This window comes from Pseudomonas serbiensis (genome assembly GCF_030580745.1).
Taxonomy (GTDB): Bacteria; Pseudomonadota; Gammaproteobacteria; order Pseudomonadales; family Pseudomonadaceae; genus Aquipseudomonas; species Aquipseudomonas serbiensis.
The window spans coordinates 1-21641 of record NZ_JAUQOO010000032.1 but is presented as its reverse complement, the minus strand read 5'-3'; the positions used below and the strand labels follow the sequence as shown (position 1 = coordinate 21641).

Below are 21641 nucleotides of genomic sequence, written 5' to 3'. Positions count from 1 at the left end.
GTCTCCTGAAGAGGAACGCCTGCCTGAAACCGGCAAGCGATGGGAAGATTGTAAGGATTGATTTCTGTTCGGCCTTGTCGCCAGGCGACATCTTGTTACAGCGCAAAACCGGTTTTTTTCAGAGTTTTCGGCAATGCGACATATTGCGTCACAAAGGCGCAGTTTATCTGCTTTCGCGAATGAATTCGCTCCTACACCTCGCAGGAGCGAATTCATTCGCGAAGCCCATCAACCACGCTCGGCTGGAACGGAAGATAGCTCGAAAGGGCTGTTGCTGCGGCGCTGGTTGCGGTCTTCACGCGGGGTGGCGCCGAAGAAATTGCGGTAGGCGCTGGAGAAGTGCGGGCCGGAGGAGAAGCCGCAGGACAGGCCGATCTGGATGATCGATTTGCTGGTCTGCATCAGCATCTGCCGCGCCTTGTTGAGACGCAGCTCCAGGTAATACTGACTTGGCACGCGATTGAGGTACTGCTTGAAGATCCGCTCCAGTTGCCGACGCGACACGCAGACATGCTGGGCGATTTCATCGGTGGTCAGCGGCTCTTCGATATTGGCCTCCATCAACAGGACCGCCTGGGTCAGCTTCGGATGGCTGGAGCCCAGGCGATTCTGCAACGGGATGCGCTGGCGCTCGCCGCCTTCGCGAATGCGCTCGACCACCAGCTCTTCGGAGACGGCACCGGCCAGTTCCGCGCCATGATCACGGGACAGGACCGCCAGCAACAGATCCAGCACCGACATACCGCCACAGGCGGTCAGCCGGTCACGATCCCAGTCAAACAAGTGACTGGTAGCAATGACTTTGGGGAAGCGTTCGCTGAAATCATCCTGCCAGCGCCAGTGCACGGCGGCCCGATAACCATCGAGCAAGCCAAGCTGTGCCAGCGGATACACGCCAGCAGAAAGCCCACCAATCGCACACCCGGCACGCACCACTTGCTTGAGGGCACTGGCCAGAGCTGCCGACATCGGAGCGGGCGGCTCGTCCGCCAGCAGGAACAGCTTCTGAAACCCGTCGATGCGACCGGTCCACGGCTCACCCGGCAATTGCCATTCACCCGCGACAGCAGGTTCGTCGGCAACCTCGGCCTGGAGGAATGACAATTCATAGACCACGTCAGGGTGAACGCTCTGGGCAACACGCAAGGCTTCCTCAGCCAACGCCAGGGTCAAGGCTTTGGTGCCGGGCCAGACAAGGAAACCTATTCGATGGGCAGTCATTGGGACATCCGATACGTATCGCCTCAAGGGCTGAACCTCAACAGGCTCGCTCTGGAGTGGCCAGGTCATGTTGCGTGGTGCGCAGCATGCCCTGTTCTGTTGTAAAAGACATCGCCGAAGCGACGCCGATGATTACTTGAGGCTGCCCGAGAGGAACTGTTGCAAACGCTCGGACTGCGGATTGACCAGCACCTCTCGCGGGTCTCCCCGCTCCAGCACCACACCCTGGTGCAGGAAAATCAGCTGGTTCGACACCTCACGGGCAAAACCCATTTCGTGAGTGACCACCACCATGGTCCGGCCCTCCTGAGCCAGCCCCTGCATGACCTTGAGCACGTCGCCGACCAGCTCCGGGTCCAGCGCAGAGGTCGGTTCATCGAACAGCATGACCTCCGGCTCCATGGCCAAGGCACGGGCTATCGCCACTCGCTGCTGCTCGCCACCGGACATATGACCCGGATAGGCATCCTTGCGATGGGCTACGCCCACCTTGGCCAGATAATGCTCGGCCTTTTCCAGCGCTTCCTTTTTCGGCACGCCCAGCACATGCACCGGCGCTTCGATGATGTTCTGCAAGGCCGTCATGTGCGACCACAGGTTGAAGTGCTGAAACACCATGGACAGACGCGAACGCATGCGCTGCAACTGCTTGGGGTCGGCCGCCTTCAGGCCGCCTTCCTTGTTCGGCACCAGCTTGAGTTCTTCGTTGTTGAGCAGGATCTTGCCGGCATGGGGTTGTTCAAGCAGATTGATGCAACGCAGAAATGTGCTTTTACCCGAGCCGCTGGAGCCGATGATACTGATGACATCGCCTGCCTTGGCTGTCAGGGAAACTCCCTTGATCACTTCATGACTGCCATAACGCTTGTGCAGGTCCTGGACTTCCAGTTTGTTCATGCTTTCGATTCTCACAAGACAGTCAGTCACTGAGCAGACGCCCGTGACGCAGCGCAGTACGCCCCGCCACTTTGGCCAGCCAGAAACCCGGTTGAGCATAGCGAAGCCGCTCGATGGCGAATAACACACCGGCAGTATTCGCACAGATGGTGCTGACCCGATCGGATAACGGATCGATGACTTCAAACAAGGGCTCGCCGACCTCGACCCAGCTCCCGGCAGCGCGCAGGAACGTCACCACGCCGGGATGAGGTGTATAGAGCAATTCGGTGCCCTCGAACGGCATGCCTTCGCAGGCCTCTCGATCGGGTTTCGGCCAGTCGCCGCTGATAAAGCCCTGCTCGGCCAGAAACGCCAGAATGCCTTCGGCATGAGCTTCGGCCTCGGCCTTGCCGGTATCGGCCTGACCGCCCAGTTCGATGGTCGTCGCCAGACAGGCCAGGGGAATCTGTGCCTCGGGGAAAATTCGCGAAAGGCGCAACCACGGCAACGAACAGGCTTCATCGAAGGAACTGCCGCCCGAGTCTTCAGCCAGCAGCGCGACCTTCACATCCAGATGCGCCGACAGTGAACGCCACTGCGGCCAGTGTTGCGGCAAGGCATACATGTGCAGCGCCGCATCGGCATCGCAATGCAGATCGAGCACCACATCGGCGGTGCAGGCATGACCGAGCAGCACACGCTGCATGCCTTGCAACTCGCTTTGCGGCGCAGGCAGACGCTCAAGCGCAACGGTCATGGCCTGACGAATCAGTTGAATATTGGCGCGGGGATCGTCACCCAACTGGCCTTCAAGCAACTCGGCGACTGGCTCGCTCAGTTCGGTGAAATCGCGGTTGAAGTTCTTGCCGCTGCCAAACTCGAAGCGCCCTTGATGCGCGCCCTGCAGCAGTTGCCCAAGCCCCAGCGGATTGGCCACCGGCACCAGTTCAATGACGCCCTTGAGCGCGCCCTGCTCTTCAAGCTGACCGAGGCGCTTTTTCAGCTCCCAGGCCGTACGCATACCCGGCAATTCATCGGCGTGCAGGCTGGCCTGGATATAGGCCTTGCGTTCGCCGCTGCCGAAGCGGAAGACACTCAGTTGACGCTCGGTGCCGAGGCTGCCCCACGGCAATACATGATCGGTTCTTTGCATGTCAGACCTTCCGTGGGGCCAGGTAACCCAGCCAGCGACGTTCAGCTATCTTGAACAGCCGCACCAGAATGAATGTCAGGCACAAATAGAAAACGCCTGCGGTTATATAAGCCTCGAAAGGCAGGTAGTACTGAGCATTGACCGTGCGCGCCGCGCCCGTGATGTCGATGAGAGTCACGATGGAGGCCAGACTGGTGGTCTGCAGCATCATGATGACTTCATTGCTGTATTGCGGCAGCGCCCGGCGCAGTGCGGAAGGCAGCAGAATGCGGCGATACATCTTGAGCGGCGACATGCCCACAGCCCTGGCCGCTTCGATCTCGCCAGCCGGTGTTGCCTTGAGACTGCCAGCAATGATCTCGGCCGTGTAGGCGCTGGTATTGATCGCAAACGCCAGACAGGCGCAGAAGCTGGCACTGGACAGCAGCGGCCACATGACGCTTTCACGCACTGCCTCGAACTGGGCCAGCCCGTAATAGATCAGGAACAACTGCACCAGCATAGGCGTGCCACGAATCACGTAGGTATACAGCCATGCCGGCAGATTGACCCAGCGACGCTTTGAGACCCGCATCAAGCCCAGCGGCAAGGCCACGAGCAAACCGAAAGCCAAGGAAATACCGAGTAGTTTCAGGGTTACCAGCAAGCCGCCAAAGTACAGCGGCAGGCTTTCCCAGACGACGTTGTAGTCGAAGATCATAGGTCAGCCGCCTTTACGCCCACGGAGTAGCGTTTTTCCAGATAACGCAAGGCGAGCAGCGAAACACTGGTAATCACCAGATACATCGCAGCTACCGCCAGGAAAAAGGTAAAAGGCTCGCGGGTGGCATCTGCCGCCTGCTTGGCCTTGAACATCATGTCTTGCAGGCCGACCACGGAAATCAGCGCGGTCGCCTTGGTGAGTACCAGCCAGTTATTGGTAAAACCGGGAATCGCGAGGCGAATCATCTGCGGCACCAGTATCCGGAAAAACACCTTGAGACGGCTCATGCCATACGCCATGCCAGCCTCGGCCTGCCCCTTGGGAATGGCCATGAAGGCACCGCGAAAGGTTTCGGAAAGGTAGGCACCGAAGATGAACCCCAGCGTACCGATCCCGGCCAGCAAAGGGTTGAGGTCGATATAGTCGTCGAAGCCCAGCAGGGGCGCGACCCGGTTGAGCAGGTCCTGACCGCCGTAGAAGATCAGGAGAATCAGGACCAGATCGGGAATGCCGCGAACCACCGTGCAATAAAGATCCCCCAACCACGCCAGCCAGCGCAGCGGCGACAGACGCAGCGCCACGCCAATCAGACCGAGAACGATTGCCAGGGCCATCGATGACAGGGCCAACTGCAAGGTCAGCCAGGCACCTTCGAGGATTACAGCCCCGTAGCCTTTCAACATGTGTGTGCGGTCCTCAAGCATGGGTATAAAAAATGGCGCAATCCAGGCTGCCCTGTTTGCGCCATCCAGATCAGGAACCTGACGTTACTTGCCGTAGATATCGAAATCGAAGTACTTGTCCTGGATTGCCTTGTACTTGCCGTTGGCACGAATCGCAGCGATGGCAGCGTTGATCCGGTCCAGGTTGGCCTTGTCGCCCTTACGAACGGCGATGCCAATGCCTTCACCGAAGTATTTCGGATCGGTGAACGAAGGCCCGGCGAAAGCATAGCCCTTGCCAGCGTCGGTTTTCAGGAAGCCGTCCTGCAACAGAGTCGCATCAGCAACGGTGCCGTCCAGACGACCAGCGGTGATATCCAGGTAGATTTCGTTCTGGGAACCGTAAGGCGTGACTTCCACACCCAGCGGTGCCAGGGCTTCACGGGCAAAACGCTCATGGATCGAGCCACGTTGCACACCGATTTTCTTGCCCTTGAGTTCAGCGAGGCTGTCGCTGACCGCGGTGCCTTCCTTCATCACCAGACGAGCCGGGGAATTGTAGTACTTGCCGGTGAAGTCCACGGACTTCTTGCGATCGTCCGTGATGGACATCGAAGACAGGATTGCGTCGATCTTGCGCACCTTGAGTGCCGGGATCAGGCCGTCGAACTCCTGCTCGACCCAGGTACATTTGACCTTCATCTCTTCACACAGGGCATTACCGATGTCGTAGTCAAAACCCACGATGCTGCCATCGGGTGCTTTGGAGGCGAACGGAGGGTAAGCGGCTTCGATACCGATCTTGAGCGGTTTTTCATCGGCAAAAACCGGCTGGGCAAGCACAGACAACGCCAGCGCGCCAAGAAGCATGAGCTTTTTCATTTACAGGACTCCATCGGTAAAACACGACAAATGGCAAAGTGAGCGGTAGCCCAAGATGCGAAAGAACAATCCGGAGAGAGCGACGCCAGGCAACTGATACCGAATTCCGGCCAGAGGACCTCTGACAAGTGAGGGGCATTTTAGCGGCAGGTACGAAGTCGATATTTCTTCAATGCGACAACTAGTTACAGATGCACCGAGAAACCCACAACACCTCATTGACTTATCAAAAACTTCATGATTCTAAAAATCAAGAAAAGCAGTTAATGCAGCAAAAATCGCGCCCATTATTGGCAAAGCCTTCTAATACGGCAAGTCCAGCATTGCATACCGCTGACGAGAGGCCAGTAATTGCACCGTATTCCTACAAATCCCTATCAATTCGTCCCACAAGGAAGCACACCTGATGCGGGCTGAGTGAACGGGTAACACATCGATATATATCCCTTTTCAAAACCATGAATCCGTTCCTGAAAATGAAAACGCCCCGTACTGGACGGGGCGTTTCGTTGACTCAGGAGGTCATGCAGCGCTCATGGTCTTGTGGGTATCGACCAGATGCTGGACCACGCCCGGATCGGCGAGGGTCGAGATATCGCCCAGTGCGTCGTATTCGCCCGTGGCGATCTTGCGCAGGATACGGCGCATGATCTTGCCAGAACGGGTTTTCGGCAAGCCCGGCGCCCACTGAATGAAATCAGGTGAGGCAATCGGCCCGATTTCCTTGCGCACCCAGTTACGCAACTCGATACGCAATGCTTCGTCCGGCACTTCGCCTGCATTGAGGGTGACGTAAACGTAGATGCCCTGCCCTTTCAGATCATGGGGCACACCCACCACAGCGGCTTCGGCGACTTTCGGGTGCGCAACCATCGCGCTCTCGATCTCGGCGGTACCCATGCGGTGGCCGGAAACGTTGAGCACGTCATCCACGCGCCCGGTGATCCAGTAGTAGCCGTCTTCGTCGCGACGAGCACCGTCACCCGTGAAGTACATGCCACGGAAGGTCTTGAAGTAGGTATCGACGAAACGGTCATGGTCGCCATACAGCGAACGCGACTGACCTGGCCAGGAATCCAGAATCACCAGATTGCCTTCAGCCGCACCTTCGATCAGGTTGCCCAGATTGTCCACCAGCGCCGGAATCACGCCGAAGAACGGACGTGTGGCCGAACCGGGTTTCAGGGCTGTTGCACCCGGCAACGGGCTGATCAGGATGCCGCCGGTTTCGGTCTGCCACCAGGTATCGACAATCGGGCAGTTTTTCTTGCCCACAGTGTCGTAGTACCAGCCCCAGGCCTCAGGGTTGATCGGCTCGCCCACCGAACCCAGCAGGCGCAGACTGGAACCGTCTGCACCCTCCATGGACTTGGTGCCTTCGGCCATCATGGCGCGAATCGCGGTCGGCGCGGTATAGAGGATATTGACCTTGTGCTTGTCGACGATTTTCGACAGGCGGGTGATGTCCGGATAGTTCGGCACGCCCTCGAACAACAGAGTGGTCGCGCCATTGGCCAACGGGCCGTAGACAATGTAGCTGTGACCAGTGACCCAGCCCACGTCCGCCGTACACCAGTAGATTTCGCCTGGCTTGTAGTCGAACACGCGCTCATGGGTCAGCGCGGCATACAACAGATAACCGGCAGTGGTGTGCAGCACGCCTTTGGGCTTGCCGGTGGAGCCGGAGGTGTAAAGGATGAACAGCGACTCTTCAGCGCCCATCTCTTTCGGCGCACAGATGCTCGATGCCACTTCCAGCAGAGCGTGGTACCAGATGTCGCGGTGACGGTTCCACTCGATCTCGCCACCGGTACGCTTGCAGACAATGACCTTCTGCACGCTGCTGGTTTCAGGGTTGGTCAATGCCCGGTCGACGTTGGCCTTGAGCGGGGTTTTCTTGCCGCCGCGCAAACCTTCATCGGCGGTGATCACGACCTTGGAATGGCAGTCGATGATCCGGCCGGCCAGCGCTTCAGGCGAGAAGCCGCCGAACACGACCGAGTGAATCGCTCCGATCCGGGCGCAAGCCAGCATGGCGACCACAGCCTCGGGGATCATGGGCATATAAATGGTGACGACATCACCGCGATGCACATCCTGACCACGCAGGGCGTTGGCGAACTTGCAGACTTCTTCATGCAACTCGCGGTAGGTGATGTTGCGGTGCTCGGAAGGATCGTCACCTTCCCAGATGATCGCGATGCTGTCGCCACGCTCTTCCAGATGGCGATCCAGGCAGTTGTAAGCGACGTTCAGTGTGCCGTCGGCAAACCACTTGATGTCGACCCGGTGATCGTCAAAGGAAGTCTGTTTGACGTTAGTGAATGGTTTGATCCAATCGAGGCGCCCGGCCTGCTCGCGCCAGAAACCGTCGGGGTTGACCACCGACTGTTGATACATGGCCTTGTAGGTCGCCTCATCGGTCAGCGTATTGGCTGCGACTTCTGGGCGCACGGGGTACAGAGAAGCTGCACTCATCTTGGATACCTCGGTGGAATAGTTGTTGTTTTATGACTCTGTTGTATCCCGCCACAACTCATGGGGCCATTCGACGATGGTCTTACCGCCTTTACTCTTTCGCGCCCCCATGTGCAAGGGGGACAAGCCGAAGAAAAAAGTTCAGCGCGCCCACAACGGTATGTCGCCGCCAGCCCAATCAGGCTACCCTGTAAAAAAACAATAACTCCCCGAGGGAGAGGTCAGCATGAGCCAGACGCAATACGTGGCCCGCGAACCCGACGCCAGAGGCTTCATTGATTATCCGCCTGCCGAACACGCAGTCTGGAACACCCTGATCACCCGTCAGATGAAGGTGATCGAGAGCCGTGCCTGCCAGGAATATCTGGACGGCATCGAACAGTTGAACCTGCCCCATGAACGCATTCCGCAGCTTGGTGAAATCAACAAGGTGCTGGGTGCCACAACCGGCTGGCAGGTTGAACGTGTACCTGCATTGATTCCCTTCCAGACCTTCTTTGAGCTACTGGCCAGCAAGCGCTTTCCGGTGGCAACCTTCATTCGCACCGAAGAAGAACTCGACTACCTGCAAGAGCCCGATATCTTCCATGAGATCTTCGGCCACTGTCCGTTGCTGACCAACCCCTGGTTCGCCGAATTCACCCACACCTATGGCAAGCTGGGCCTGAACGCGAGCAAGGAACAGCGCGTCTATCTGGCGCGGCTGTACTGGATGACCATCGAGTTTGGCCTGGTGGATACGGCACAAGGGCGCAGGATATATGGCGGCGGCATCCTTTCTTCACCCAAGGAAGCGGTTTACAGCCTGTCCACGGCACCGGAACATCAGGTTTTCGACCCACTGGAAGCGATGCGCACGCCTTATCGCATCGACATTCTGCAACCCGTTTATTTCGTATTGCCCAGCCTGAAGCGTCTGTTTGATCTGGCTCATGAAGACATCATGAGTCTGGTCGGGCAAGCCATGCAGATGGGCCTGCATTCCCCTAAATTCGAGCCACGGCCGCCCACAAAAAACCATGCGGCCTGAACAGGAGTCCTGGCATGTCATCTCTGAACCAAGCCCATTGCGAAGCCTGCCGCGCCGACGCGCCGCAGGTCAGCGAAACCGAACTGGCCGATCTGATCAAACAGATCCCCGACTGGAACATTGAAGTGCGCGACAGCGTGATGCAGCTTGAGAAGGTCTACCTCTTCAAGAACTTCAGATTCGCCCTGGCCTTCACCAATGCAGTCGGCGAGATTGCCGAAGCCGAAGGCCATCATCCAGGCCTGCTGACCGAATGGGGCAAAGTGACCGTTACCTGGTGGAGCCATTCGATCAAGGGGCTGCATCGCAACGACTTCATCATGGCAGCCCGCACCGACCAGGTTGCACAGGGCGCCGAGGGCCGCAAGTAACGGTTTTACTGGCACTGGAGCGCCTTGCGCAGGACACTGAAAATCGTTTTTTGTTTCACGAATGGACCAACGGACTGAAAAAATATCCGGTTTGTCATTTTCAGTGTTGTATCCTGCAGGAGCTTTTTAAAGCACGGTTCAATCTGCAAACCCTTGCGAGGCGACGACGATGCATGAAATTCCAAACTTCCCCTTCCCAAGTCAACAGGAACCAAAGCAGTCTCCCCTGGCTCAACAGGAGCTTGGTCAAACTGCAGCAATGAAAGCAGCATCGCTGGCTCAAACCAGCCAAAAAGCCCGAAGCAAAGACTGAAGGCGATTGTTTTCAGGCGTATGGAAACCGGTTTGACCGAGTTTCGATACGCCTGGAAAACCACCGACGAAAAAACGGATTCATGACCGACTTTACCGAACACCAGGCCAAAGCCCTTATTGGCGCTGCCGAAAAAATGATCAATATCTGGGAGCGCCTCAGCCCGGAGAAACAGAGCGCCCTGCTCGCACGTTTCGGCACTCAGGAAAACGCTCTGGCAGCCCTGATCACCACTCAGCTCGTGGCTTCCAGCAACGGGTAAGTCACTCACTGCGCTTTAACCTCGCTTTTATCACCTCTACCCGCCGCTGGATCGTTATCATGGCAACTTCGAGAGCTTGCTAAGGATTTTTCCTGCGCCAGTTTCATGCCCGCCTCTCGCCAATCCGTCGCCACAAGGGTCCGCCACCCCATGCCCCAGATACAAGACGCCACCCCGCAACCACCCTTGAAGGTTACGTTGCAAGTCGTTTCCATCGTTTTTTTCACGTTCATCGGCTACCTGAATATCGGTATCCCGCTCGCAGTGCTGCCCGGTTATGTGCATACCGATCTGGGGTTCGGTGCAGTAACGGCCGGGCTGGTCATCAGCGTGCAATATCTGGCCACACTGGTCAGCAGGCCATGGGCAGGCCGCATCATCGATAACCTGGGTTGCAAGAAAGCCGTGCAGTACGGTCTGGCGGGATGCGGGCTCAGCGGCGTCTTCATGCTGCTGCCCATCGGTATGTCCGGCTGGCCTGTTGCGAGCCTGATCAGCCTGTTTGTCGGCCGGATCTTATTGGGCAGCGCCGAAAGCCTCGTGGGCTCCGGGTCGATTGGCTGGGGCATCGGTCGGGTCGGCGCGAACAACACCGCCAAAGTCATTTCCTGGAACGGTATCGCCAGCTATGGCGCATTGGCGATCGGCGCGCCCCTGGGTGTGTGGCTGGTCAAGTCGCTAGGCCTGTGGACCATGGGCGCGAGCATCATTGCACTGTCCTCGCTCGGTCTTCTGCTGACCCTGAAAAAACAGGCAGCGCCTATCGTGCAGGGCGAACGCCTGCCCTTTACCCATGTGCTGAAGCTGGTTTTCCCCCATGGCATGGGCCTGGCGCTGGGTGCTATCGGTTTCGGCACCATCGCGACCTTCATCACCCTGTATTACGCCAGTAACAACTGGCCCAACGCGGTCTTGTGCCTGAGCCTGTTCGGGGCCTGCTTCATCATTGCGCGCCTGCTGTTCGGCAACCTCATCAATCGCCTGGGCGGCTTTCGTGTGGCGATTGCCTGCCTGTCGGTGGAAAGCCTGGGATTGCTGCTGCTCTGGGTAGCTCCCACGCCAAGCCTGGCACTGGCCGGAGCGGCCTTGAGCGGTTTCGGGTTTTCGCTGGTCTTCCCGGCACTGGGCGTCGAAGCCGTGAATCTGGTGCCGGCTGCCAGCCGAGGCGCAGCGGTGGGTGCCTACTCGCTGTTCGTCGACTTGTCACTGGGCATCACCGGCCCGCTGGCAGGCGCCATTGCTGCCGGGTTCGGCTTTGTGTCGATCTTCCTGTTCGCGGCGCTGGCCTCGCTGAGCGGGCTGGCCTTGAGCATCTATCTGTACAAGCAGGCGCAGGTATTACGGGAACAGAAACTTCATCAGTAATCCACCTTGCCCCGCCCGGCCTTGATCGAACCCCGTTTGCTCTTGGTATCCAGCCGACGGGTCCTGGAACCCAGAGTCGGCTTGGTGGGGCGTCGCTTCTTTTCTACCTTGGTGGCGCTGACGATCAGCTCGCTCAGACGCAGCAACGCATCGGCCCGGTTCTGCTCCTGGGTCCTGTACTGTTGCGCCTTGATCACAATGACCCCGTCACCGGTAATGCGGCTGTCGCGCAACGCCAGCAACCTTTCCTTGTAGAACGGCGGCAACGACGAAGCGTTGATGTCGAAACGCAAATGCACCGCGCTGGAAACCTTGTTGACGTTCTGCCCACCCGCGCCTTGCGCACGAATGGCCGTCCACTCGATTTCAGCGTCCGGCAGATGAACATTGTTGGAGATGATTAACATTGGGTTCTCGTGGCAATTGCAGAGAGCATCTTACTCGCGATTAAAAAATCACACTGATCAATCTGATTCATGGCCTTATGCACTCAGACAGACTTTTCTGGATCATGAACAATAGAGGTATGCTGCCCGGACCGGGAGCAGAGCCCGGAACCAGACAAGAGAGTCATAAATGATCAGGGACTTCGCACTGCGCGATTACTTCAGTGGCCTGTTGGCATTCATTGCTGTAGCCCGTGAGCGCAGTTTTACCCGTGGTGCCGCACAACTGGGCCTTTCGCAGTCGGCGGTCAGCCATGCAGTGCGAGGGCTGGAAACCTCACTGGGCGTTCGTCTGCTGGCGCGTAACACCCGCACCGTCACCCCTACCGAAGCCGGTGAGCGGTTGCTGCGCAGTGTCGCCCCGCAACTTGAAGAGATCGACGCAGAACTGGCGTCGCTTCAAGAACTGAGAGATACCCCGACCGGCACAATCCGCATCACGGCCTCCGACCATGCCATCCGCAGCGTGCTGTCTGCAAAACTGAAGAAGTTTCTGCCCAGATACCCCGCCATCAAGGTCGAGCTTTGCTCCGAGAACCAGATCGTGGACATCGCGGCGCAACGCTACGACGCGGGCGTGCGGCTCGGTGAGTTTCTTGATCAGGACATGATTGCAGTCCGTATCAGCCCCGACATCCGCTTTGCCGTGGTGGGCACCAAGGCCTACTTCGACCGCTACCCAATACCTCAGACTCCCGAGGATCTGGTTAACCAGAACTGCATCAACCTCAGGCTCGCCACTCATGGCGGCCTGTGGCCCTGGGAACTTGAACGCGATGGCAACACACTCAACGTGCGTGTCGAGGGTCAGTTGGTCTACAACAGCATGTATGAAGTCCTGGACGCCGCGATTGCCGGTCTGGGTCTGGCCTATATCGCCGAAGACATGGCCAGCCCTTATATCCGCTCCGGGCATTTCATCCAGTGCCTGGAAGAATGGTGCCCGCTGTGGTCGGGCTTTCACCTGTACTACCCGAGCCGCAGACAGCCTTCGGGAGCAATGTCTCTGCTGATCGCCGCGCTGAGGCATGAAGAATGAAAGCAGCTGTAAGCCTTAAGCTACAAGCTACAAGCTACAAGCTACAAGCTACAAGCTACAAGCTACAAGCTACAAGCTACAAGCTACAAGCTACAAGCTTTTGACTTGAAGCTTGCAGCTTGAGGCTTGGCGCTTGAAACTTACAGCTTACAACTTTCCTCCAGCCTCTTCGCAATAGCGACCGAAGCCTCTCTGGGCAGTGGAACATTGTTCTTGGCGGCGAGAATTTCAGCCATGACGCTGACGGCGATTTCCGCTGGGGTTTTGCTGCCGATATAGACGCCGATAGGACCACGCAGGCGCTGCAACGAAGCCTCGGTTTCGCCAAAGTGAGTTATCAACCGCTCTCTGCGGCTCTGGTTATTGCGCCGCGATCCGATCGCGCCAATGTAGAACGCCTGACTTTTCAGAGCCTCCAGCAGCGCAAGATCATCCAGCTTGGGGTCGTGGCTGAGGGCAATAATGCAGGTCCGAAGGTCGGGCCGAAACGCCGCCACCACATCGTCGGGCATGCCAGTGCTCTTTTCCACGCCCTCAACTGCCCAGGTATCCATGTACTCGATTCGCGGGTCGCACACGGTCACCTTGAACCCGTTGAACAGAGCCATGATCGAGACATATTCGGCCAGGGCACCGGCACCGATCAGCAGCATGCGATAGCCTGGGCCAAGGGTATTGACCAGACGCTCACCGTCAAACTTGAGTTCTTCAGGGGTCGGCGTCGCCTCCAGACTCACGCTGCCATCGGCCAGGTTCACGATGCGCCGCACCAGAGAACCCTGCTCAAGCCGGGCAACCAGTTGCTCCAGGGTTTGCAGCGGAGGGCTGAACTCCAGAACCAGCTCCAGTGTGCCGCCACATGGCAGCCCGAACCGATGCGCTTCGTCGGCACTCACTCCGTAGCGCACCACCTCCGGCGGCATCTGCGGGATGCTGCCCGAACTGTAAGCCGTGGTGTAGCGATGGATAAGATCATCCTCGATGCAGCCACCGGAAACACTGCCAACCGCCCTGCCATCATCGCGAAGCACCATCATCGAACCAACAGGCCTGGGCGATGAACCCCAGGTCCGCACAACCGTGGCAAGCAGAACCTTATGACCACTGGCCAGCCAGTCACAGGCCGTGCGCAGCACCAGCACATCAATACTCGCCATGATCAACGTCCTGTCCATTCAAGATGTGGCGAAAAGCCTGGGCCATGTGTTTGCTCATGCCGGGAAATATAGAAGACAGCGCTGAAATCCGCGCCCCCACCCTTTTCGGGATATGACTCATTAGAGAGCCCGGACGACTGCAAGAAAAGGCCATATGGACGAATATAGTCATGAGCGATATTGATCAATATCGCTGCCATGGGCCGAAACAGAAATGCTGCACAGTTCAAAGCTGCAGCACCGTGTCCGTCTTGATACAGTTGCGCACCTCCCATGCAGAGAGTTGATTAATGCCCAAGGAAAACTACAGTGACCTGCTCGCACTCATTGCAGTTGCGCGCGAGCGCAGCTTCACGCGCGCGGCCTCTCAGTTGGGGATTTCTCAATCCATGCTCAGTCATACGATTCAGGGACTTGAAGCACGATTGGGCGTGCGCCTTCTCACCCGCACCACGCGCAGTGTTTCAGTGACCGAAGCCGGCGAGCGACTGCTGCAAACGGTCGGGCCACGACTCAAGGCAATCGAGGCCGAGTTGATCGCCGTGGCAGAACTCAGCGACACACCTGCAGGCAATATACGCATCACGGCCACCGACCACACCATCGATAGCCTGCTCTGGCCGAAGCTGGCGCAGATCCTGCCCAAGTATCCGCAAATCAACGTAGAGATGTGCATCGACTATGGCTTGACCGATATCGTGGCTGAAAACTTCGACTTCGGCATTCGCCTGGGGGACGGGCTGACGAAAGAAACCGAAGCTGTACGCATAGCTCCGGACATGCGTCTGGTTATTGTGGGTGCGCCGTCCTATCTGGCATCGCGCACCATGCCTGCCAAGCCCCAGGACCTCACAGATCACGACTGCATCAACATGCGATTGCCAACTCGCGGCGGGCTCTATGCCTGGGAACTGAAGAAAGACGGCCAGGAAATCAACGTCAGGGTCAAAGGCAAACTGATTTTCAACGGCATCAAGCAGATCCTCAATGCCGCCGTATCCGGCTTTGGGCTGGCCTACGTTCCCGAAGACATGGCCCAGCCGCATTTTGATGACGGCACGCTGATCCCGGTCCTGGAAAGCTGGTGGCCGAGCTTTCCGGGCCTGCACCTCTACTACTCCAGCAAGCGGGAAAAATCACGGGCCATGCAGACGCTCATCAATGAGCTGCGCTACGAAGAGTAGCCTGCCATCCTTCGATGGCATGCCCTATGGCTGCCGTGCCCTGCGGATTGTGGCCTTGAATGTACCTGGCTGACGCATCAACTCCACCCCCGAATCGAGACGCCCCAGTTTTACCAACCCTTTGGAATAACCGAAGTCCTTGTAGTAGATCGCCAGGTTGCCCCAAGGCGCATAGTAGGCCAGGTCGCCGGTTCGAGGTGTCACCCCTTCTGGAGCACCAGCAGTGGATAAAGGCCTGGGCAGATCACTGACCTTCTCGGTCGCGGCATAATCCTTGAGGGTCAGCGTCAGGGGTAACAGAGATGCGAAATCCCTGGCCGCTTCACTGTCCTCCAGTGTGGCAGCGAGGGTCGTTCCTTCTATTTCGATGCTGATGTGCATTGAGTTCTCCTGACGAGTGCTGGACCGGTCTTGCGTCCCCGCTGCTTCCACGATACCGGCAGCCATGGGGATCACAAGCAGACAAGCCATCAGTGCAGCGGTCCTGATCGGCATGCATGTCTCCTGAAGCGTTCGGATGAAGTCGTCATATTTAACGACCTGCCGGATGAAAGCACCCTGCCGGAGCGAATGGAGTCATGAATCAGAGTCATCAAAGATTCTCGCCTCGCCAGCAGGCTCGGCGCGATTCCGACGCCCTCAACGGCTAGTCATGCGGCGAATACAGAGAAATGATGTGGGAGATTGGAAACCCTGAATGAAAAAGGCCCGGAGACATATAGTCTCCAGGCCCTCTACAAGATCTTAAAACTTCTGCCAGATCGCTTGATTGGATCTGTTTAGACAAGCCCCGAGCGAATTACTCAAGACCTGAAAAATGGTGGGTCGTGTAGGATTCGAACCTACGACCAATTGGTTAAAAGTCAATTGGATTCAGCCTTAAAACGAAGCCATAAGCCACTGATTTACCTCTAGCTTTAGCAGCCTCTAATGTCCCCCATTAGAGGCTAAATCCATGAAAGTTGTTGCTGTAGCAAACACCAAAGGCGGTGCCGGGAAAACCACGGTATGCGCAAACCTGGGCGCAATCAGTGCTGATGCTGGACGTCGCACCCTTTTGATCGACCTTGATCCAATTCAGCCATCACTGTCGTCCTATTTTCCCCTTGCATATGAGGCTCCAGGCGGCATTTATGAGCTCATAGCAACCAACGAGACCAGACCAGAACGGGTCATTTCAAGGACGGTTATCCCGAACCTGTCGGTAATCCTTTCAAATGATGAAAACAACCAACTGATCAACCTGCTGCTCCAGGCACCAGACGGTCGTCTGCGGCTGGCACAACTAATCAAGGCATTCAAAGACCAGTTCGATCTGGTACTGATCGATACACAGGGAGCACGTAGTGTCGTGCTCGAAATGTGCATGCTGGCAGCAGATCTCGCGGTTTCACCTCTTCCGCCTAACATGCTGGCCGCACGTGAATTTCACCGCGGCACAGTCCAGATGCTTGAAGGGCTACGCTCCTACGCCCTATTGGGGCTTCCGGTTCCACCTGTCAGGGTGGTGGTGAACATGTTGGATAACACAACCGATGCTCGGGAAATTCACCAAGCCATCCGGGAGTCGTTTGAAAACAATGAATATATTCAGATCATCAAAAACGTCATCCCTGCGCTGACAATCTTCCATGTGTCCTCCACTAAGGGCATAGCAGCCCACCGACTTGAGTACCGTCAGCCCAGCAACCGGGTCGCGCCTTCTGCATTGGAAATTGTGCGGAGCCTGGCAATCGAGTTGTTTCCTGAATGGAAAGAGCACTTTGACGTGCTCACGGAAGAAGCAGTAGCGAAAATATCGGCGGGGGGTCGTTGAAATGGCCAAAGCCCCTATGACCAAAGCCGAAGGCATTACGCCTGAAGTCATGCAACGGTTGAATCAACACTATTCTTCACAAGAGCTTCGAGGCATACAGACCAAGCTGACCAGTACAGCACGGGAGCTTCGTAAGTTAGGTAATGGAGGAAAGATGTCTTCCAACCGCCAAGATGCCCTTCTGGGACGTCTGGGCGATCACCTGAGCCTCGAACAGCGCCAGTTGCTTCGTGAGGCTGCAGAGCTTATTGACTCGGTCAACACTCAGGTTGAGCACGCCAAAGAGAAGAAAGTCCGTGTAGAAAAAGCCTCAAAGCGTCGCCAGGAAGCTCGGGACGCTCGCGCCAAACAACTTATAGCTACCAATTACCCATTGCCCACCACAGGTACATACGATCTGTTGAACCTGCTCAAGGCAGCTCTGATATTCAATCGTGCAGGTGTTTACCGCACCTACCATTTACCCTCTGAACTAAACCAAGAGTACCGCAACGAGCTTGCCCCTCCCGTTAGACTCCTGGGGTGGCCAAACCTTGCCTCGTACCGTGCAAACACCCTCAGCTCAATTCGCTGGGATCTGATCAGTGATCTGACTTCCGATATCGCATACGACGACGGCTCTGAAGTCGACGAACGTCTCAAAGCTCTACAACAGAAAGTCAGTGACGCACTCGCCCGTGCCTCACTCACCACTGAAGAACAGGAAACCATCCGCCTGTGGACTGAGGCTCTGGCTCCAGAAGTGAAGCCTGATGACAACGTCGCGAAGGAGGTCAATTAATATGAGCCTCCCAAAAGCTGTGAATTTGCCGATTGATCAACTGTTGGAGCTTTCTCTCTTTCAGAATGTCCGCCAACTGCGCGTATTCCAAGCCAAGCTGACCAGAACATCCAATGTACTGTCCCAAGTCGTCAACATTGAGCAAGGGCTCGGGAAGCTGCTCCCCCCTGTCGAACTGGATCTGCTACAGCGCTCAATTGAGCTGCTACAGAAAGTCAATCTAGGCGTTGAAGCCGCAAAAGCACGCAAGCTTGATGAGTCCAGGAGTGTGCAAGAACAAGATCTCACCGCCACCCACTTTCCGTTTCTGAACGACTCACTGGACCAGCAGATCGGTGGCCTATGCATAACCATTTGCTTGAACCAGTTGGTACTGCTCAGGCCAGAAAAGTCACCTGAGGAATTCAAATCCGAGCTGCTTGTTGACGCCAGAGCTGCTCGTAAAAATGGTGGAGTGGAAAACTTCACTTTCAACCTGTTTGCTGAATGCCAAGGGGTTATTCGGGAGTACCTGAATAGCTACCCACATGAAAGCGTTAAGGCAAACCTTGAAGAACTCAAATTCCTGGTCACATCCTGTGTACTGAAGATCTGTGACAGCGAACGTGAGTTTCTGAGCAATCTGGTACAGGCCATTGAGCCCTCCCCCTCGGCATCGTCTTCAACCGGGAGGGCTCACTGATGGACCGTAAAAGAATCATAGAGAAAGTAGCCAAGTGCTTTGCTCTTGCGCACTCGCAGGGCGCATCACCGAACGAAGTTGAGACGGCTCTACGTCAGGCCAGAAACTTGATGAAGCAGCACAATCTGCTTGAGGATGAGTTGCACGCCTCGCTTGCGTCGGAACACAGCGTCACGACAAAGACATTACGACAGCCATCGGGCTGGATGCACTCTCTAGCAGGTGTCTGCGCACAAGCTTTTGATTGCGATTACCTCGCTTACAACTCATATAACACAGGCTGGTCATTCAAGTTTGTGGGTGTCGGAATCTCGCCCGAGCTAGCTGCTTACGCCTATTCCTCGCTTGTTCTCCAATTGCGTCAAGCACGTAGCCAGCATGTTTCAGCGCAGAAGCGGTGCAAACTGGCGACGAAGCGTCGGCGGGGGCAGATATTCGCTGAAGGATGGATTTCCGCAGTGAGCAGCAAAGTCAATCAATTTGCAGGGGACCTGGATCCGGAAGCTCAGCAAGCCATTACGGCATATCTGGCAGTCCACCATCCGAACGTGACAACAACTGAACACAAAACCACAAAAGCAGTTGGGCACGATCAGCGGTCGTTAATCGCAGGATGGGAACAAGGCGCAAACGCTGCCCTGCATCGTGGCGTAGCCAACACCACACAGCCGGTGCTCGCGATTGGGGGTAGACGATGAACATCGCAGAACTATCCCCACCCCACTCGACCGAAGCCGAACAAGGCATCCTCGGCGGGCTCATGCTTGATAACGATGCGTGGGACCTGATTGCAGATGTGGTCACGGCAGAAGACTTTTTCCGCCGTGAGCACAAGCTGATTTTCCAGGCCATCGAAGGCCTGGCAAAACTGGGCAGTCCATTCGACGTTGTCACCCTGTCCTCCTCGATGAGCGAGATTGATCAGAGCGGTGGCCTGCCCTATCTATCGGAGTTGGCCAAGAACACCCCATCTGTGGCCAACATCAAGGCATATGCTGAGATTGTGAGAAACCGTGCTCATTTGCGCCGGTTAATCCAGTTCGGCTATCAGTGTACCCGTGAAGCCTCAGAAGAAAGGGTAGATGCAGCCCATGTTCAGGATGCAGTTGAACAACACTTATTCAGCATAGGCCAAAATCACCAGAAGTCCGACTTCATAAATATCAACACAGTTCTGTCTCAGGTGGTTGATGAAATTGACACACGGTTCAATAAGGGTGAAACCGTAGTTGGTCTGGCTACCGGAATAAAAGGCCTGGATGAGTTCACCGGAGGATTGACTGACTCAGAATTAATTATTGTGGCTGCCAGGCCAAGCATGGGCAAAACAAGCCTTGCATTAAACTTTGTAGATGCTGCACTCGAAAAGAATCCTGAGTCCTCGGTGCAAATCTACAGTATTGAGATGCCTGCCAGATTGTTGCTGTACCGTTTGATTGCAGTTTTGGGCCGAATTGACGTAAAAAACCTCATGACCGGTGCTCTTAAAGATGAAGACTGGCCAAAACTCACATATGCAATCAGCCGCATCAATAGTTATGGGGAACGTTTAGTCATAGATGATTCTTCTGACCAAACGCCATCAGGGATTCGTGCCCGCTCTAGAAGAGCCTCACGACGCTTCGGTAAACCTTGCTTAATCATGGTCGATTATTTGCAAATGATGAAGTGTCCGGGCAAAGAAAATAGAAATAATGAGATCGCAGAGATTTCCAATGGATTGAAAGCGTTGGCCAAAGAAATGGTCTGCCCTGTTGTGGCCTTATCACAACTGAATCGCTCTTTGGAACAGCGGCAAAACAAACGACCAGTGAACGCAGATCTGCGCGAGTCAGGATCACTTGAGCAAGATGCTGATGTGATCATGTTCGTGTATCGAGATGAGGTTTATCACCCAGAGACTGAGCACAAAGGAATTGCTGAGCTGATCATCGGTAAAAACCGAAACGGTCCGACTGGAACTGTACGCACAGCGTTCATAGCTAATCAGACCCGCTTTGAGAATCTTGCAGCCAGCACTTGGCAAGGAGCACCCGCATGAGTTTGCCTTCAAACGAGCTTCGTATTACCCACCAGTGCTTGGGATGTAACCTTCATCATCCAGAACACAAGATTCGCCATCAGTCGACTCTCGCCTGTCCAGTGTGCGGCAGCACCGAGCTAGAGAGCCTGTTAAGTGCGTCAGAGCCCAGGTTGCCTCGCTTTCATGCACAACAAGACTTTCAAAACTCAACGTTTGCGTACGCTCACGCGCACGGCATCAATGGTATCGAGCTGGATGCTCTTGCACAGGCCATACAACGGCTGATGAAACACAGCAACACGATCATCACTAACAACCAGGCTGAGTCTTTACAAACGATGGCCGAGCTCGGTTACATCAAACTTGAACCAACCACACAGGGCACTCAGCAGGTAGACCTACTTTGCCCGTCAGCTTTGCTATCAAGCTACTTCTGGTCAGTGTGGGTACCTCATCACCTACAAAGTCGTGGTTACCAAGTTGCAGTCTTACCTAATCTTGAACCCGTAGGCGAAGTCCAGCACTGCACGGTCGTTTTCAGAGTCATTGGAACCCGTGAGTCTTCGAGCGACTTTCTCGTAAAACTCGCTGAGAAATTTAACGATCAGCAGGAAGCTGAGATCGTCCACATTCAAGCTGGCCATCTTGATCAATATCAGGGAGGTCGCACATGAGAGATCGATTCGATACATCGGATAACGATCCACCTCCGCTGGCTGCCAAGGTAGAAGAACAAGAAAGCTTGGCTAAAGCGATTGCAGAGTTCTTGGCCAGCGGGCGCAAGGTGATCTCTGCGGATCATGATTGCACAGTTCCTCTCAACGACGAAGACCTCTTAGCAAAGCTCAAGCGTCTGGCCACCGAGAAAAGAACACTGGCTGAGGCGGCAATTGAACTTGGCCAACCTCAACAACGCTGTCGGGATATTGCGGTGAAACACCGGATTCCATTCCGGAGCCAATCATTTCTGAAAAGAAGGCCAGCAAAATGATTCAGCAGCCAGTCCTCGATGACCAGTTCAACGTCATGCTCAATATGAAAAAAGAAGACAGCTTCAAGGTGCGGTTTGAATCGCCCCGGATTCTCTAGACACCTTGCAAGCTCATTGTGTAACGTTTTTCAAACTCTACCGGTGAGAGCTGATTGTTGAAACCATGGCGGCGTTTTGCGTTGTAGAACATCTCGATGTAATCA

25 protein-coding genes are annotated in these 21641 nt (G+C 55.9%); 13 read left to right on the top strand and 12 right to left on the bottom strand.

All coding sequences use genetic code 11. The annotated features are described in order from the left end of the window. Positions 1–228 precede the first annotated feature (228 nt). From Q6A51_RS25865 to acs, 7 genes are all read right to left on the bottom strand, one after another. Positions 229–1221 carry a GlxA family transcriptional regulator gene (locus tag Q6A51_RS25865; protein ID WP_304576034.1) on the bottom strand — a complete coding sequence of 331 codons (993 nt, stop codon included), beginning with the start codon at positions 1219–1221 and terminating at the stop codon, positions 229–231. Between the two features lie 132 nt (positions 1222–1353). Further along, a complete protein-coding gene (locus Q6A51_RS25860; protein WP_201003433.1) occupies positions 1354–2118 on the bottom strand; it encodes an ABC transporter ATP-binding protein in 765 nt (254 codons plus the stop codon). Positions 2119–2140: 22 nt separating this feature from the next. After that, complete coding sequence (locus Q6A51_RS25855) at positions 2141–3253, bottom strand: succinylglutamate desuccinylase/aspartoacylase family protein (RefSeq protein ID WP_304576033.1); 1113 nt, start codon at positions 3251–3253, stop codon at positions 2141–2143. A 1-nt stretch (position 3254) separates the two neighbouring features. Then, positions 3255–3953, bottom strand: a complete 699-nt coding sequence (locus Q6A51_RS25850; protein WP_201003437.1) for an ABC transporter permease — start codon at positions 3951–3953, stop codon at positions 3255–3257. Continuing rightward, complete coding sequence (locus Q6A51_RS25845; RefSeq protein ID WP_201003439.1) at positions 3950–4639, bottom strand: ABC transporter permease; 690 nt, start codon at positions 4637–4639, stop codon at positions 3950–3952. Before Q6A51_RS25845 ends, Q6A51_RS25850 begins: the two co-directional genes overlap by 4 nt. An 84-nt stretch (positions 4640–4723) precedes the next feature. After that, the gene (locus Q6A51_RS25840) at positions 4724–5500 is read right to left on the bottom strand and encodes an ABC transporter substrate-binding protein (RefSeq protein WP_201017842.1); all 777 of its coding nucleotides are present in this window, start codon (positions 5498–5500) and stop codon (positions 4724–4726) included. Positions 5501–6022: 522 nt separating this feature from the next. Next, complete coding sequence (gene acs, locus Q6A51_RS25835; protein WP_304576032.1) at positions 6023–7978, bottom strand: acetate--CoA ligase; 1956 nt, start codon at positions 7976–7978, stop codon at positions 6023–6025. 226 nt (positions 7979–8204) lie between these two features. Between acs and phhA the strand changes: the two genes are divergently transcribed. Beyond that, positions 8205–9008: a phenylalanine 4-monooxygenase gene (gene phhA, locus Q6A51_RS25830; RefSeq protein WP_304576031.1), complete on the top strand. Its 804-nt coding sequence runs from the start codon at positions 8205–8207 to the stop codon at positions 9006–9008. 14 nt (positions 9009–9022) lie between these two features. Further along, the gene (locus Q6A51_RS25825; protein ID WP_201003447.1) at positions 9023–9379 is read left to right on the top strand and encodes a 4a-hydroxytetrahydrobiopterin dehydratase; all 357 of its coding nucleotides are present in this window, start codon (positions 9023–9025) and stop codon (positions 9377–9379) included. 5 nt (positions 9380–9384) lie between these two features. Here Q6A51_RS25825 and Q6A51_RS25820 read toward each other — a convergent pair whose 3' ends face one another. Beyond that, on the bottom strand, positions 9385–9795 hold the full coding sequence (locus Q6A51_RS25820; RefSeq protein WP_304576030.1) for a hypothetical protein: 411 nt from the start codon (positions 9793–9795) through the stop codon (positions 9385–9387). On the opposite strand from Q6A51_RS25820, the gene Q6A51_RS25815 reads away from it, so the two are divergent. Together Q6A51_RS25815 and Q6A51_RS25810 are read left to right on the top strand one after the other, a co-directional pair. Next, complete coding sequence (locus Q6A51_RS25815) at positions 9775–9954, top strand: hypothetical protein (protein ID WP_201003449.1); 180 nt, start codon at positions 9775–9777, stop codon at positions 9952–9954. The two genes, Q6A51_RS25820 and Q6A51_RS25815, sit on opposite strands and share 21 nt — an antisense overlap. A 150-nt stretch (positions 9955–10104) precedes the next feature. Continuing rightward, on the top strand, positions 10105–11319 hold the full coding sequence (locus Q6A51_RS25810; protein WP_201003451.1) for an MFS transporter: 1215 nt from the start codon (positions 10105–10107) through the stop codon (positions 11317–11319). Here Q6A51_RS25810 and arfB read toward each other — a convergent pair. Continuing rightward, positions 11313–11726 carry an alternative ribosome rescue aminoacyl-tRNA hydrolase ArfB gene (gene arfB, locus Q6A51_RS25805; RefSeq protein ID WP_201003453.1) on the bottom strand — a complete coding sequence of 138 codons (414 nt, stop codon included), beginning with the start codon at positions 11724–11726 and terminating at the stop codon, positions 11313–11315. The two genes, Q6A51_RS25810 and arfB, sit on opposite strands and share 7 nt — an antisense overlap. Positions 11727–11895: 169 nt before the next feature. Here arfB and Q6A51_RS25800 point away from each other — a divergent pair, with 169 nt between their 5' ends. Further along, the gene (locus Q6A51_RS25800) at positions 11896–12804 is read left to right on the top strand and encodes a LysR family transcriptional regulator (protein ID WP_304576029.1); all 909 of its coding nucleotides are present in this window, start codon (positions 11896–11898) and stop codon (positions 12802–12804) included. Between the two features lie 140 nt (positions 12805–12944). On the opposite strand, the gene Q6A51_RS25795 is transcribed toward Q6A51_RS25800, so the two are convergent. After that, entirely contained in the window at positions 12945–13961 is a 1017-nt protein-coding gene (locus Q6A51_RS25795) for an XdhC family protein (protein WP_201017846.1), read from the bottom strand. A 290-nt stretch (positions 13962–14251) separates the two neighbouring features. Here Q6A51_RS25795 and Q6A51_RS25790 point away from each other — a divergent pair, with 290 nt between their 5' ends. Continuing rightward, entirely contained in the window at positions 14252–15145 is an 894-nt protein-coding gene (locus Q6A51_RS25790; RefSeq protein WP_304576028.1) for a LysR family transcriptional regulator, read from the top strand. 24 nt (positions 15146–15169) lie between these two features. On the opposite strand, the gene Q6A51_RS25785 is transcribed toward Q6A51_RS25790, so the two are convergent. Then, positions 15170–15640, bottom strand: a complete 471-nt coding sequence (locus Q6A51_RS25785) for a cyclophilin-like fold protein (protein WP_304576027.1) — start codon at positions 15638–15640, stop codon at positions 15170–15172. Positions 15641–16100: 460 nt separating this feature from the next. Between Q6A51_RS25785 and Q6A51_RS25780 the strand changes: the two genes are divergently transcribed. From Q6A51_RS25780 to Q6A51_RS25750, 7 genes are read left to right on the top strand one after another with little or no spacing between them, the layout of a single operon-like run. Further along, positions 16101–16961: a ParA family protein gene (locus Q6A51_RS25780; RefSeq protein WP_304576026.1), complete on the top strand. Its 861-nt coding sequence runs from the start codon at positions 16101–16103 to the stop codon at positions 16959–16961. A 1-nt stretch (position 16962) separates the two neighbouring features. Beyond that, the gene (locus Q6A51_RS25775; protein ID WP_198728072.1) at positions 16963–17742 is read left to right on the top strand and encodes a hypothetical protein; all 780 of its coding nucleotides are present in this window, start codon (positions 16963–16965) and stop codon (positions 17740–17742) included. A gap of 1 nt (position 17743) precedes the next feature. Next, positions 17744–18424 (top strand): hypothetical protein, encoded by a 681-nt coding sequence (locus Q6A51_RS25770; protein ID WP_198728073.1) that lies wholly within the window; start codon positions 17744–17746, stop codon positions 18422–18424. After that, positions 18424–19122: a DUF2786 domain-containing protein gene (locus tag Q6A51_RS25765; RefSeq protein ID WP_304576025.1), complete on the top strand. Its 699-nt coding sequence runs from the start codon at positions 18424–18426 to the stop codon at positions 19120–19122. Before Q6A51_RS25770 ends, Q6A51_RS25765 begins: the two co-directional genes overlap by 1 nt. Further along, the gene (dnaB, locus tag Q6A51_RS25760) at positions 19119–20465 is read left to right on the top strand and encodes a replicative DNA helicase (RefSeq protein ID WP_304576024.1); all 1347 of its coding nucleotides are present in this window, start codon (positions 19119–19121) and stop codon (positions 20463–20465) included. Before Q6A51_RS25765 ends, dnaB begins: the two co-directional genes overlap by 4 nt. After that, a complete protein-coding gene (locus Q6A51_RS25755; RefSeq protein WP_232924628.1) occupies positions 20462–21121 on the top strand; it encodes a DUF1178 family protein in 660 nt (219 codons plus the stop codon). Before dnaB ends, Q6A51_RS25755 begins: the two co-directional genes overlap by 4 nt. After that, on the top strand, positions 21118–21438 hold the full coding sequence (locus tag Q6A51_RS25750) for a hypothetical protein (RefSeq protein WP_198728076.1): 321 nt from the start codon (positions 21118–21120) through the stop codon (positions 21436–21438). Before Q6A51_RS25755 ends, Q6A51_RS25750 begins: the two co-directional genes overlap by 4 nt. Before the next feature lie 94 nt (positions 21439–21532). Here the strand turns inward: Q6A51_RS25750 and Q6A51_RS25745 are convergent. Further along, positions 21533–21641 (bottom strand): IS3 family transposase (locus tag Q6A51_RS25745; RefSeq protein ID WP_304574666.1); only part of this gene is annotated, 109 nt, incomplete at its 5' end.

Coding starts and splice junctions, on each gene's coding strand:
- Q6A51_RS25865 (WP_304576034.1), bottom strand. CDS start 1,221: ATGACTGCCCATCGAATAGGTTTCCTTGTCTGGCCCGGCACCAAAGCC.
- Q6A51_RS25860 (WP_201003433.1), bottom strand. CDS start 2,118: ATGAACAAACTGGAAGTCCAGGACCTGCACAAGCGTTATGGCAGTCAT.
- Q6A51_RS25855 (WP_304576033.1), bottom strand. CDS start 3,253: ATGCAAAGAACCGATCATGTATTGCCGTGGGGCAGCCTCGGCACCGAG.
- Q6A51_RS25850 (WP_201003437.1), bottom strand. CDS start 3,953: ATGATCTTCGACTACAACGTCGTCTGGGAAAGCCTGCCGCTGTACTTT.
- Q6A51_RS25845 (WP_201003439.1), bottom strand. CDS start 4,639: ATGTTGAAAGGCTACGGGGCTGTAATCCTCGAAGGTGCCTGGCTGACC.
- Q6A51_RS25840 (WP_201017842.1), bottom strand. CDS start 5,500: ATGAAAAAGCTCATGCTTCTTGGCGCGCTGGCGTTGTCTGTGCTTGCC.
- acs (WP_304576032.1), bottom strand. CDS start 7,978: ATGAGTGCAGCTTCTCTGTACCCCGTGCGCCCAGAAGTCGCAGCCAAT.
- phhA (WP_304576031.1), top strand. CDS start 8,205: ATGAGCCAGACGCAATACGTGGCCCGCGAACCCGACGCCAGAGGCTTC.
- Q6A51_RS25825 (WP_201003447.1), top strand. CDS start 9,023: ATGTCATCTCTGAACCAAGCCCATTGCGAAGCCTGCCGCGCCGACGCG.
- Q6A51_RS25815 (WP_201003449.1), top strand. CDS start 9,775: ATGACCGACTTTACCGAACACCAGGCCAAAGCCCTTATTGGCGCTGCC.
- Q6A51_RS25810 (WP_201003451.1), top strand. CDS start 10,105: ATGCCCCAGATACAAGACGCCACCCCGCAACCACCCTTGAAGGTTACG.
- arfB (WP_201003453.1), bottom strand. CDS start 11,726: ATGTTAATCATCTCCAACAATGTTCATCTGCCGGACGCTGAAATCGAG.
- Q6A51_RS25800 (WP_304576029.1), top strand. CDS start 11,896: ATGATCAGGGACTTCGCACTGCGCGATTACTTCAGTGGCCTGTTGGCA.
- Q6A51_RS25795 (WP_201017846.1), bottom strand. CDS start 13,961: ATGGCGAGTATTGATGTGCTGGTGCTGCGCACGGCCTGTGACTGGCTG.
- Q6A51_RS25790 (WP_304576028.1), top strand. CDS start 14,252: ATGCCCAAGGAAAACTACAGTGACCTGCTCGCACTCATTGCAGTTGCG.
- Q6A51_RS25785 (WP_304576027.1), bottom strand. CDS start 15,640: ATGCCGATCAGGACCGCTGCACTGATGGCTTGTCTGCTTGTGATCCCC.
- Q6A51_RS25780 (WP_304576026.1), top strand. CDS start 16,101: ATGAAAGTTGTTGCTGTAGCAAACACCAAAGGCGGTGCCGGGAAAACC.
- Q6A51_RS25775 (WP_198728072.1), top strand. CDS start 16,963: ATGGCCAAAGCCCCTATGACCAAAGCCGAAGGCATTACGCCTGAAGTC.
- Q6A51_RS25770 (WP_198728073.1), top strand. CDS start 17,744: ATGAGCCTCCCAAAAGCTGTGAATTTGCCGATTGATCAACTGTTGGAG.
- Q6A51_RS25765 (WP_304576025.1), top strand. CDS start 18,424: ATGGACCGTAAAAGAATCATAGAGAAAGTAGCCAAGTGCTTTGCTCTT.
- dnaB (WP_304576024.1), top strand. CDS start 19,119: ATGAACATCGCAGAACTATCCCCACCCCACTCGACCGAAGCCGAACAA.
- Q6A51_RS25755 (WP_232924628.1), top strand. CDS start 20,462: ATGAGTTTGCCTTCAAACGAGCTTCGTATTACCCACCAGTGCTTGGGA.
- Q6A51_RS25750 (WP_198728076.1), top strand. CDS start 21,118: ATGAGAGATCGATTCGATACATCGGATAACGATCCACCTCCGCTGGCT.